Source organism: Frankia sp. Cppng1_Ct_nod (assembly GCF_920656135.1).
Classification (GTDB): domain Bacteria; phylum Actinomycetota; class Actinomycetes; order Frankiales; family Frankiaceae; genus Protofrankia; species Protofrankia meridionalis.
The window spans coordinates 1-11528 of sequence record NZ_CAKKTK010000110.1; the positions used below are offsets into that span (position 1 = coordinate 1).

Here is an 11528-nt window from a genome sequence, read left to right on the forward strand (position 1 = left end):
TGGAAGGACAGCCGATGCCGAGAACCTACACTCCCGATGAGACCGATCCCTTCTTCGGTTCCCTGGAAACCTCAGGTCTACCGCACAGCGAGTCCACCGTTGTAGCAGTGGCAAGTTTCGCAGCCTACGAGAAAACGGAAGATCCTACTGCTCTACCCTTCGGGACGACCCTGGGGTGCACGCCGACCGGGCAGGCCAAGCCCGCGTATGGCGAGCAGGATTACGACGAAGACGAACAGCGGCTGCGCGTATACGCCTCCACTGGCAAGCAGTCCACACTGTACAATCTGATCGACTGGGAATGGGTCTGTATAAAAGACTGAACGGAAGCGGACGACGATGAGATCCGGTGTGCGGAGCCGATGATTTCTTCCCGCATACCGGCAAACCTTTCTTCCCGGGTTCCGTCCGAATGGGAGCGATATTGAGTATCGGGTCGTCACTGGTTCCGAGGCTTGCGGCCCGCACGCTCGCCATACTGTCCGGAAGTCGGGTCGGACGCCGTACAGTGATCTTCTATCATGACCAGACCGCCGCACTGGTCGGCATTATCGGACTATCATGGCTCGCCGCAGGGAGCGTTGTGGCCGGTCCCTTCATTATTCGTCGCTTCGTTGACGGGTCACTGGTATCCCGCCAGTCCGGCATCCTTGTCTCATCAATGGTCCTCCTGCTACTCGTGTTCGTACTCGAAGCTGCGGTCGTGGCACTCCGGATATCACTGTTGAGTCGACTCGGCGAAACCGTGCTCGCGCGTGTCCGAGGTAGTCTCAGCGAAAAGATCGCAACCTTGCCGTTCGGCTTTTTCCCGAGCGCCCGCCAGAGCCACGGGATGACTCTGATCACCAACGATGCAATGAGCGTCCAGAGTGCCGCCACCGTCAACCTTCCCGCCGTGTTCGCCGGCGGCTTCAACGCGACCGTCGCGATACCGACCGTCCTAGTGCTGGACTGGCGGTTAGCACTCGTTGCGGCCGCTTTCGCCCCGCTACCCGCACTCATGTCCCTGGTTGGACGGTCAGCAATCAGGCGTGCCAGTAGCGAGACGCTGGAGATCTACGGTCGGATGATGGGTCAGATCATTGACCTGACCGGCGTCTCCGGAGCGCTTCATATTCGTCTGTTCGGCCGCCATGACCACGAGATCGCCCGTATGCGTGTCACCCTCGACAGCATACGGACATCCTCAGTCGCCCGTATGACCATAGTGGCGCGTCAGCACTTTCTGGTTGTCGCCGCCGCGGCGGTGTCGATAGCGGCGACTATAGGGATCGGCTCGTCCTTCGTGGTCAACGGCTCCATGACGATCGGTACTCTGGTGGCCTTCGCCAGCGCTTTGGCGGTGGCATTCCAGCCGATGTCAACAATGGCGATCGCTCGATCGCAGCTTGTGGGAGCCGGGCCCTCGATCGAGCGTGTCTTCACCTTTCTCGACCTTCCGGTTGGCAGCACGCCGATCCGGACAACGTACACTGCAGCCACGGTGGCCTACAACCACCCAGCAGATGAGCGGCGTACAGGCCCAGATGTCGTCGTCGAAAAACTGTGGTTCCGGTACGCGCCAGCAGAAGATGACGGCCGTCCGGACAGCCGCTCATCGACGCCCATTACGGATGACCGTCCGCTCTTTGCCGACTGGGCGCTACGAGGAGTGGACCTCAAGGCGGCTCCCGGTTCAACCGTGGCGATCGTGGGACCGAGCGGCGCAGGGAAGACGACCCTGACCTATCTGATAGCCGGACTCTACCGACCAAACGCCGGTCGAATTCTTCTCGACGGTACCGACATCACCAATTCGGAAGCGGATCAGATTCATACCATGGTTGGTCTGGTCGCCCAGGAGCCACACCTGTTCCACGACACGATCGCCGCCAACCTCAGGTACGGCCGAGCGGAGGCCACCGAAGACGAGATGGTGGAAGCCTTGACCGCGGTCAACCTCGGTCTTCTCCTAGCACGGCTGCCAGAGGGACTCAACACGACGGTCGGCGCTCGCGGCTACCAGCTCTCTGGCGGAGAACGACAACGGCTTGCGATCGCCAGGGTCCTACTGCAGGATCCTCGCCTCCTCATTCTCGACGAAGCAACTTCGCAGCTGGACACCGTGTCCGAAACTCATATCCGGGAGGCGATGAAGACTCTCGCACACGGCCGCACGTGCATCATCGTCGCACACCGTCTATCGACGATCGTCGGCGCCGAAAAAATCTTTGTTCTCGATGGTGGTTGCTCAGCCGAGGAGGGAAATCACGACGAGCTGCTCGCTGAGGACGGCATCTACGCCCGGCTCTACAGAACACAGGCCGGCGCACCTGACTGAAGGAATCGATGATTTTATGGCTGAACACACTCCTCTGATCACATTCGAGGAGAAGGCGGTGCGCGAAGCAGCAACCATGGACGCTGACTTAATTGTCAAAAGCGTCGCCCCGCTGGTATCTAGACGACTAAAAATCAGGACGGGGCATCCGGCGGACTATGCCAGTCTGCACGCCTGGGAGACCTCAACGGAGGTGCGCTTCCGGCTCGGCGAGAGGGCTACGGCACCGACACTCGACCTGTTCACCAAAAGAATGGAGATAGATCCGAGCAGGCAGTTCATCGCACTTTCCCATGACGATGTTCCCCGGGCATGGATGACCGCGTACAACCACGACACAGAGGATGGCCATGTCTGGTTCGGGTGGGCGTCCGCACTGGTCGGGGTCCTCGGCCTGACGATGGTTGCCGCACCGCGGCCGCGGCCTCGGTGGCGTGGATGTTGGCGAAACACCAGCTTTCCGCCATATTTGTGCTGGTAGACGTCTCCCGACCACCCTGGCCACTGATTGTCATGGGTGTTGGTGTGCTGGCGACAGTAAACGCCTTGATGGAAGAAGTCCTGTGGCGAGGATGGTGGACGACGCAACTCACGGCGCACGGGTTTCGGCCGACAGCGGCCATCGCTGCAGGCGGTCTCCTTTGGAGCGGCCCACGGGACAGGTCTTTCGGGGGGCGTTGCCGGAATGGTCGGCGCGACCGTTTTCGGCGTCGTCCTCGGCATGCTGCGGAACGCCTCGGCCGGGCTGACAGCGCCGGTCATTGCACACACGTTGGTCGACCTGGTTCTGTTCTCCCTTGCCGTGGAGCATGTGGTGTGGCGCGTGTGACCGGACGGGTAGGCCAACTCCACGCTCCTTCCCGGTTTCCGTAACACATGATCGCCCGGTGGGTCCGGCAGCCGTGGGACCGATGTCTGGGCCGGAACCTCCGCGTGCTCACCGGGTTGCGGGCGGAGGCGGAACCCGGTGAAGGGCCGGAGTCCGGCGGACCGGGGCCACACACCCCGACGGCCGGGCCGAGGGCGACCTGTCCGCACGAACATGAGCAGACGCCATACGCTGTGGGCCACGGTTATCGTGGTGAATGATCGATCTACACACCCATTCGACGGCATCGGACGGTCTGCTGCGCCCTGCCGAAGTGGTACGCCAGGCCGCATCCTCCGGCCTGAGCGTCATCGCACTCACCGACCATGACACCACCAGCGGCCTGGTCGATGCCGCCGAAGCTCTGCCCGCCGGCCTCACCCTGCTACCGGGAGCGGAGATCTCCTGCGGAGTACGGGTCGGCCCCGACCACTGGGTGAGCCTGCACCTGCTCGCCTACCTGTTCGACGCGACCGAACCGGACTTCGCCGCCGTCCGGGCACGGCTGCGCTCCGAGCGGGTCACCCGCGCCCAGCGGATGGTGGAGAAACTGGCCGCCGACGGCCATCCGGTGCACTGGGAACGGGTTCGTGCCCAGGCCGACGGTGTGGTCGGGCGCCCGCACGTGGCCGAGGCACTTGTCAGTGCCGGCCTGGTGGACACCGTCGCGGACGCGTTCACCCCTGCCTGGATCGGCGCCGGTGGCCGCTACTGGGTGGGCAAGGACGAGCCGGATGCGCTCGAGGCGATCCGGCTGGTGCGCAACGCAGGCGGGGTCAGCGTCCTCGCGCACGCATACGCCAGAAAGCGGGGTGAGACCATCAACCCGGGCATGATCACCGCACTGGCCCGGGCAGGTCTCGGCGGCCTCGAGGTGGACCATCCCGACCACACGCCGGACGCGCGAGCCGAGCTGCGGCGGCTCGCCGCAGACCTGGACCTGATCGTCACCGGCGCCAGCGACTTCCACGGCCCGAGCAAACCCCAGCGGCTCGGCGCGGAGACCACGAGCGAACAGGCCTACGACGCGCTGGTCGCGGCCGGGCAGGGCGCACACCCGGTGACGGGGCAGGTCAAAACGCCACCTATCGGTGAACCGGATATTTTAGGTAAAAATTAGAGTGAACCGGACAGGACTCTGTCCGGTTCACAACGCCCGAAAGGTGTCGTCTCGGAGGAGGGCGTCTCGGAGGTGGCGCCTCAGGCGCTTTGGCCGCATCCTCCGCCGGGCGTCGACGCGGATGACCGGCGATCGAGCCGGCTCAGCAGGTCGGCCAGGATGTCCAGTTCGTCGGGGCTGAAATGGCTGGTCACGTGCTTCGACACCCCGGCGAGATGGGTCCGGGCCGCGGCCCGCAGACGCTTGCGACCTTCCGGAGTGAGGGTCGCCAGCGTGCCGCGGGCATCCGATGGGCAGGAACGGCGCTCGACCAGGCCATCGCGCTCAAGCCGGTCGACCAGCCGGGTGAGCCCGCTGCGTGAGAGCAGTACAGCCTCCGCGAGCTCGTTCATGCGCAGGGCACCGTCCGGTGCTTCGGCGAGCTGCACCAGTACGTCATAGGACGCCAGCTGCAGGTGGTGCTCGCCCTCGAGGTCGGTCTCCAACTGGCGGGTAACGTATGAGTGCGCCCGCAGGAATGTACGCCACGCCCGCATCGAGCGCGGGTCAACCAGCGGTTCCTGCGCTCCTGTCCGCTCGTCGACCATCACGTGGATCAGAGTACGTCCCCCGTGTGGGCCCGGGAGCAAGCTCAAGAACGATGTCAGACGATCGACATTTCGACAAGCTCCGACGGGGTTGCGGTGGTCCGGCAAGCATGTTCGCGGCTGCCTGCGATGACCACCGAGTTCTTGCCGGGCGCGTCCCGGCGGGGCTGGCCGCTATGGTGGAGGTGCAGGCGTGACGGCGTGAGCCGCGCGCACCATACCGACTGGTCGAGGTTCTCTCTTGTCTGCTTCCCGGCCTAGCGCGGACGCAATCCAGGCAGCTCTCGCGACAGTGCTGGACCCTGAGATCGGGCGTCCCATCACCGAACTGGACATGGTCGACTCGGTGCGCATCGCAGACGATAACACCGTGGACATCGTGGTTCTACTGACCGTGTCCGGCTGTCCGATGCGCGAGGAAATCACCAATCGGGTCGAGCGCGCGGTCGACGCGGTGCCGGGCGTGCCCGGTTCACGGGTCCGCCTTGAGGTTATGACGGCGGAACAGCGTGCCGCCCTGCACACGAAGTTGCGCGGTGGCACGGCGACCCGGGCGATCCCGTTCGCGCAGCCGGGCTCGCTGACCCGCGTGTACGGAGTGGCCAGTGGCAAGGGCGGCGTGGGTAAGTCGTCGGTGACCGTCAACCTGGCCGCGTCCATGGCCCGGTCAGGGCTTTCGGTCGGTGTACTCGACGCCGACATCTACGGGCACTCGATTCCCCGGATGCTCGGAGTCGACCGCCTGCCCACCCAGGTCGAAAAAATGATCATGCCGCCACAGGCGCACGGCGTGAAGGTCATCTCCACCGGCATGTTCACCCGCGGAAATCAGCCTGTCACGTGGCGCGGCCCTATGCTACACCGAGCGCTCGAGCAGTTTCTCTCGGACGTCTTCTGGGGTGATCTCGACATCCTCCTGCTCGACCTCCCGCCGGGCACCGGCGACATCGCGATCTCACTTGCGCAGCTCGTGCCGTCGTCCGAGCTTCTCATCGTGACCACCCCACAGCTTGCCGCGACCGAGGTCGCCGAACGGGCCGGGACAGTCGCGGTTCAAACCCGCCAGAACGTTGTCGGCGTGGTCGAGAACATGGCGTGGCTGCCCTGCCCACACTGCGACGAACGGGTCGACGTCTTCGGCTCCGGCGGTGGCGCGGCCGTGGCCGAGCGGCTGACCCGTGTCCTCGGGCACGACGTCCCACTGCTGGCGCAGATACCGATCGACGTCCGGCTACGCGAAGGCGGAGACGCCGGTGTCCCACTGGTGAGCGCCGATCCGGACTGCGAAGCCTCGAAGATTCTGCGGGGGGTGGCCGAGCGGCTGTCATCACGATCCCGCGGACTGGCCGGTCGCTCGCTCGGTCTCACTCCCACCCGGCGAGGCTGAGACCCGACTCAACCCCTGCCCTGCACGGCAGACAGCCCCGTACCCGTGCGGGGCAGGGCCTCGGGGCAGGAGGGCTCGAGTCTGCCGGGAGGTTGGTCCGTTCAGGTCGGCATCGCTACGTTCAGGTGGCGTCGGTGTCGAACGGTGTTGCCGACGACTCGGCCGGCGCCCTTCCAACCGCCGGGAACCCCCCGGCGCGCGGCTGCCCGCTCCGGTCAGGCGGGAAAGCCTTCGCCAGCGACGGAGGCTTCGCCGGAGTCGGAGATTTCGTCAGCGACGGAAGCGTCGACGAGATCCCCGTGTCGTCGTAGGAGAGCCGCGGTCGAGCCAGATCGTTCGATCCGGACACAACGTCGGGACCGTCATCGAAGAGCATCTTGTCAAAGGACGTCCGCTTGGACATATACGGCGGCAGCAACGGGTCGTCGTCCTCGAACAGGTGCTTGCGGACGAACGTCTTGGGATGCAGAGTCCGCAGATCGAGATCGGCAAGTTCCGGCCCGAGCTCGGAGCGCAGTTCCTCACGCATGCCCGTAGCCATCTGGCGGACCTGGCGCAGCACACGACCCGCGTCGCGGGCCACCTTGGGCAGCCGCTCGGGGCCGAACACGAACAGACCGATCACAAGCAGGACCGCTATCTCGCCCCACCCGACGCCGTTGAACACTCCGCCAGATTACCCCGCCGTTCTGATCAACGGAACGTCCATGGATATACAGGCAGGTCCGTGCCCCTGCCGACACGACCGGCGCCGGCTGCGCTGCGCCACCGCGCGGACGATCTCAGTCGTGCTGCTCCTGCAAGGCTATCTCGACACTCTGGGACCTGCGGTCGCGCTGGAACGTCACGGTGACCCGATCGCCGATCTTGTGGACGCGGGTAGCCGCGATCAGGTCGTTGGTATTTCCTACGACGACATCGTCAACTTTGATGATGATGTCGCCGGGGCGCAGCCCGGCCTGGTCCCCCGGCCCGCCCGCATCCACACCGCGGACCAGGGCACCGGGCGACGTCCCGGACGCCTGGGCCTCGTCAGGAGTGACTGTCCCCGCGGACACGCCCAGGTAGGGATGGGTCGCCCGACCAGTACGGATGATCTCTTCGGCCACCGAGCTGGCGTAGTCGATCGGAATGGCGAAGCCAACCCCGATGCTCCCGGACGCGCCACGGCCAGCACCGGAACCGGGCACGGCCGCGATCGCGGTGTTGATCCCGACGACCTGGCCACGACCGTCCAGCAGCGGCCCACCCGAGTTGCCGGGGTTGATGGCAGCGTCGGTCTGGATCGCGCCGATGAGCACCGACTCCCCACCGGACTCCCCCGGAACGGTCGGGTTGCGGTCGAGCGCGCTGACTATTCCCGTGGTGACCGTACCGGACAGTCCGAGCGGCGCACCGATGGCCACCAGAGGCGCTCCCACCATCAGTGATCCGGAGCGTCCCAGCGTCGCCGCGGGCAGCAGGTCCGGCGTCCTGATCCGGATTACGGCGAGATCGGTCTTGGGATCACATCCGATGATCTCCGCGGAGATTTGCCGTAGTTCCTTGTACAAGGTGACCGAAACGCGGCCACCCGCCACACCGCCGGCAACCACGTGGTTGTTCGTCAGGATGTAACCGTCCGACCTGATGATCACGCCGGAACCGGTGGCCGCGGACACCCCACTGATCACAGTGATCGTGACAACGGACGGCAGGGCATGCGCCGCAATGGTGGAGATGGGCGCGGTGCGCTCGACCGGAGCCGGAGCCGCCGTGATCAGGTCGGTCACGGGCGCTCCCTGGACCAGTCCCGTCCGGATGTCATCGGCTCGTGTCGTGTGAGCGCCGATCACACCACCAGCCGCGCCGCCGAGCAGGCCCGCGAGCAGTATCGCCGCCACTGTTCCCGACCGGCCGTGCCCGGCCGCCACTGGCTGCGGCCCCGGGCCGACCTGACTCGGCCCGACCTGACTCGGCCCGACCTGACTCGGCTCGACCTGACTCGGCTCGACCTGACTCGGCTCGACCTGACTCGGCTCGACCTGACTCGGAAACGCGGTGGTCAAGTTCGTCGGCGTCGGCCGAGCCCACCATGGATTCGTCGGCGGGTCGACCGGACCCCTGTTGCCGGATTCGCTGTCGTCAAAAGCCCTGGTGTCGGAGCCGGCGTCCGCTCCCGCCTCGTCCGCTCCCGCCTCGTCCACGCCGGCCGGCGGCTCAACCGGACCCGCCTCCGGCGGACGCCGATACGCGGACCCACCCCGAGAAGGCAGGATTTCGTCACTGCCGGTACTCATGCCCGCTCGCCTCCCACTGCCCCCGTGATTGGAGAAGGTCGGTCGGACGAAACTCATTAACTCCGATCACCCGAGTACTACCGTACGGCCTCCGCCCAGGTGTTAACGCCGGGCGCCGGTTGGCAGCGTTACCGCGGCCATCACCGGCTCAAGGCGACCGATGGTGAGTCCGGAGACAAGACTCGGCTGCACGGCGGGTATTACGGCCGGCTGGGTTGAAGGTCCCGGAACCGTGCCAGAACCACGCGTTCCACCGAGTGCGGCTCCCGCGACCGCGAACACAAGCACCGCTGCTGAACCCACCAGAGTTCGCCTGGTCCGGCTGTGACGACCCCGCACGGCGGTCGCGGGGCCGGCCGGCGGTCGTCGGTCGACCCACGGCATGGTTGCGCGCGGCACCGCCCGCGAACGGATCCGATGCCTGTACGGCCTCGAAAGACCTGGCGATTTCGCCCTACGGACGGGTCCCACCGACATGGTGAGCGTCACCCGTACGGTCGGCGCGCCACCAAGATCGATTGGTTGGACGCGGTCGGGGGTGCGGGCCTGCTGCGGATCGCGGGTAGGACCAGAGCGCAGCATGTCACCGACACCGGTCACGACCATGGACACGGACATGCCACGTCGCGGCCTGACGTCCTGCACGATCAGTCGACCGACCGGCCGCATCGGACGGGCGGACGGGGCACCGGATGTCGTGGGAACACCAGCGGAGACCTGCCTGGGGCCACCGACAGCGGCCATCTGCATCAGTCGGTCCGCCATCTCACCTGGGAGGGCCGGGCTGGCAAGCGCCGCCAGCCGCGCCTTGAGGCGACGCAGCTCGGCGACCTCCCACTGGCAGGGCCTGCAGCGCGCAAGATGAGCCAGCGCGCGGTCCCGGTCGTCGTGGTCGAGTTGCCCGTCGACCAGCGGAGCGATCTGTTTACCGAGATGACCAGTCACGCCTGCCCCTCCGGCGCGGACGTTGCACCACCCGCGCTTGCGGCGGTCGGCTGGGCCTGCGGAGCCGGCCTGCGGCCGATCCGATGCGGTCGACGTGACCGGAGCGTGCTGTCGTCGGGCGCGGTCGGGGAGCCTGCCACCGGCATCGCCGGGCCGGCCGCGGTATCCGCTTCGGCCAGGACCGTTGCGGCGGCAAGCGCAGCGGCGCTCCCTGTCCCTGTCCCTGTTCCGACAGGATTGTCAGGCACGTCGTCCGACACGGCGAGCAGAGTCGCCTCGCCCGTGACCGATGAGCGCGGGGCCCGGTCCGCGAGGGCCTGCCGCAGCATGGCGCGGCCCCGGGAGATACGGCTGCGGACGGTGCCGAGTTTCACCCCCAGGGTCTGAGCGATCTCCTCATAGGACAGCTGCTCGATGTCGCACAGCACGACGGCGGCCCGGAAATCCGGGGGCAACGCGGCAAGCGCACCCTCGATGTCGGCATCGAGATGCGACTCGGTGTAGACGGCCTCCGGGCTGGCCTCTCGACCGGCCAGGCGCTCCGGGTCGTCCGGCAGAGCGTCGAACCGAATCTTCTGCTGGCGCCGCATCCGGTCCAGGAACAGGTTTGTTGTGATCCGGTGAAGCCAGCCCTCGAAAGTGCCAGGCGTGTAATCAGCCAACGAGCGGAACACCCGCACGAAGACATCCTGTGTGAGGTCCTCGGCATCGTGAGCGTTCCCGGTCAGACGGTAAGCGAGTCGATACACCCTGTTACCGTGATCTCGTACGACTTCTTCCCACGTGGGTGGCACCCACGCGGTCAAGTCACTACTGGCGGCATCGGTCGCACCAGGCTCGGCGGCATCGCCGTCCGACACTGGACGTGGCGAGACCGACCGCCCAGGCGCGAACGTGGCCAGGCGCGCGTCCTGTCCGTTCACGGTCGCCTCTCGATCGGTTCGCGACGAACGTACCCGACGCGCCGGCCAAGGCGCGGCAAAACCCGCAGCGGACACCGGCTGATCTCCCCTCGATCCGTCCCGACACGAGGTGCGCTGACCTGACGAACGCACCACTCTCACCGGGCGTTCCCGTAGGCTGCCGATGTCATGCCCGACACTGTCACCGGAGCCGTCGATCCGGCCGTCGCCTACACAGAGGGCTTCCTGTTGGAGGACCCTCCACTGCGGGCTGCCCGGGCACGCGCCGAAGAGGTCGGGATCGTTCCGGTGGGTCCGGGCGCCGGCGCCATCCTGCGTTTCCTCGCCGCCTCTGTCGCGGCCCGCACAGTCGTGGAGATCGGGACCGGTACAGGTGTCTCCGGCACCTGGCTGCTGCGGGGTATGCGCCCGGACGGAACCCTCACCACCATCGACGTCGAGGCGGAACATCTCCGGCTCGCCCGCCGTACCTACGCGGACGCGGGGATGGCGTCAAACCGCAGCCGGCTGATAACCGGGCGGGCACTGGACGTTCTACCCAGACTCACCGACGGCGCCTATGACCTGGTTTTCTGCGATGGCGACCGGCGTGAGGGCACCGACTACCTCAGCCAGGCCCTCCGCCTGCTCCGACCGGGCGGGATCGTGGTGTTCGCCGGCATGCTCGCCGGCGGACGCGCCGCCGACCCGGAGGCTCACGATGCCGAAGCCATCGCCGCCCGCGAGCTTGCGACCGCCATCCGCGACGACAGCCGGCTGACCCCCATGCTGCTCACCGCCGGGGACGGCCTGCTCGTCGCCGTCATCGCGAAGTCGTCGCCGGTCGGCTAGTCCGGGTAGGACCAGGACGCGAGCCACTCCAGCAGGGTGCGCACGCCCCAGCCGGTTCCGCCCTTGCTGATCTCGCCGTCGTCGCTGTCCGAACGGGCGGTGCCGGCGATGTCCAGATGTGCCCAGGGCACGCCGCCGGTGAACTCCCGCAGGAACAGCGCGGCCGTGATCGACCCGCCCGACACGTTCAGCGCGTTGCCGATGTTCGCGAGGTCCGCCACCCCGGACTCCAGCGCTGGTCGATACTCCTCGACCAGCGGAAGACGCC

The 11528-nt window shown here is 66.6% G+C and carries 10 protein-coding genes and 2 pseudogenes; 6 read left to right on the forward strand and 6 right to left on the reverse strand.

Annotated elements, in window-relative coordinates:
• From NBW77_RS20660 to NBW77_RS20675, 4 genes and pseudogenes are all read left to right on the forward strand, one after another.
• Nucleotides 1-323, forward strand: a 323-nt coding sequence (locus tag NBW77_RS20660) for a hypothetical protein (protein WP_250280184.1), incomplete at its 5' end; no start/stop codon positions are given.
• 89 nt (nucleotides 324-412) lie between these two features.
• Nucleotides 413-2320, forward strand: a complete 1908-nt coding sequence (locus tag NBW77_RS20665; RefSeq protein ID WP_131745445.1) for an ABC transporter ATP-binding protein — start codon at nucleotides 413-415, stop codon at nucleotides 2318-2320.
• 549 nt (nucleotides 2321-2869) lie between these two features.
• Nucleotides 2870-3149: pseudogene (locus tag NBW77_RS20670) on the forward strand (CPBP family intramembrane glutamic endopeptidase).
• 256 nt (nucleotides 3150-3405) lie between these two features.
• Nucleotides 3406-4308: a PHP domain-containing protein gene (locus NBW77_RS20675; protein WP_250280185.1), complete on the forward strand. Its 903-nt coding sequence runs from the start codon at nucleotides 3406-3408 to the stop codon at nucleotides 4306-4308.
• An 80-nt stretch (nucleotides 4309-4388) separates the two neighbouring features.
• Here NBW77_RS20675 and NBW77_RS20680 read toward each other — a convergent pair whose 3' ends face one another.
• Entirely contained in the window at nucleotides 4389-4895 is a 507-nt protein-coding gene (locus tag NBW77_RS20680; protein WP_131745472.1) for a MarR family winged helix-turn-helix transcriptional regulator, read from the reverse strand.
• A 241-nt stretch (nucleotides 4896-5136) separates the two neighbouring features.
• Here NBW77_RS20680 and NBW77_RS20685 point away from each other — a divergent pair, with 241 nt between their 5' ends.
• The gene (locus NBW77_RS20685; protein WP_131745443.1) at nucleotides 5137-6282 is read left to right on the forward strand and encodes an Mrp/NBP35 family ATP-binding protein; all 1146 of its coding nucleotides are present in this window, start codon (nucleotides 5137-5139) and stop codon (nucleotides 6280-6282) included.
• Between the two features lie 121 nt (nucleotides 6283-6403).
• Here the strand turns inward: NBW77_RS20685 and tatB are convergent, their stop codons facing one another.
• The 4 genes from tatB to sigE all read right to left on the reverse strand — a co-directional run bounded on the left by tatB (nucleotide 6404) and on the right by sigE (nucleotide 10300).
• On the reverse strand, nucleotides 6404-6949 hold the full coding sequence (tatB, locus tag NBW77_RS20690) for a Sec-independent protein translocase protein TatB (protein ID WP_131745442.1): 546 nt from the start codon (nucleotides 6947-6949) through the stop codon (nucleotides 6404-6406).
• A gap of 115 nt (nucleotides 6950-7064) precedes the next feature.
• Nucleotides 7065-8561, reverse strand: coding sequence for a trypsin-like peptidase domain-containing protein (locus NBW77_RS20695; protein ID WP_242605581.1), 1497 nt, complete (start codon nucleotides 8559-8561; stop codon nucleotides 7065-7067).
• Between the two features lie 102 nt (nucleotides 8562-8663).
• Nucleotides 8664-9506 carry an anti-sigma factor family protein gene (locus NBW77_RS20700; RefSeq protein WP_131745441.1) on the reverse strand — a complete coding sequence of 281 codons (843 nt, stop codon included), beginning with the start codon at nucleotides 9504-9506 and terminating at the stop codon, nucleotides 8664-8666.
• Entirely contained in the window at nucleotides 9503-10300 is a 798-nt protein-coding gene (sigE, locus tag NBW77_RS20705) for an RNA polymerase sigma factor SigE (protein WP_242605587.1), read from the reverse strand. The genes NBW77_RS20700 and sigE overlap by 4 nt, the downstream gene beginning before the upstream one ends.
• A gap of 297 nt (nucleotides 10301-10597) precedes the next feature.
• Here sigE and NBW77_RS20710 point away from each other — a divergent pair, with 297 nt between their 5' ends.
• Nucleotides 10598-11260, forward strand: coding sequence for an O-methyltransferase (locus NBW77_RS20710; protein WP_131745440.1), 663 nt, complete (start codon nucleotides 10598-10600; stop codon nucleotides 11258-11260).
• Here NBW77_RS20710 and NBW77_RS20715 read toward each other — a convergent pair.
• Nucleotides 11257-11528 (reverse strand): annotated as a pseudogene (locus tag NBW77_RS20715) (leucyl aminopeptidase); the annotation flags it as partial. The gene NBW77_RS20710 and the pseudogene NBW77_RS20715 sit on opposite strands and share 4 nt — an antisense overlap.

What these genes read in the sequence shown, in the direction of transcription:
- NBW77_RS20665 (WP_131745445.1), top strand. Translation starts at nt 413, where the DNA reads ATGGGAGCGATATTGAGTATCGGGTCGTCACTGGTTCCGAGGCTTGCG.
- NBW77_RS20675 (WP_250280185.1), top strand. Translation starts at nt 3,406, where the DNA reads ATGATCGATCTACACACCCATTCGACGGCATCGGACGGTCTGCTGCGC.
- NBW77_RS20680 (WP_131745472.1), bottom strand. Translation starts at nt 4,895, where the DNA reads ATGGTCGACGAGCGGACAGGAGCGCAGGAACCGCTGGTTGACCCGCGC.
- NBW77_RS20695 (WP_242605581.1), bottom strand. Translation starts at nt 8,561, where the DNA reads ATGAGTACCGGCAGTGACGAAATCCTGCCTTCTCGGGGTGGGTCCGCG.
- NBW77_RS20710 (WP_131745440.1), top strand. Translation starts at nt 10,598, where the DNA reads ATGCCCGACACTGTCACCGGAGCCGTCGATCCGGCCGTCGCCTACACA.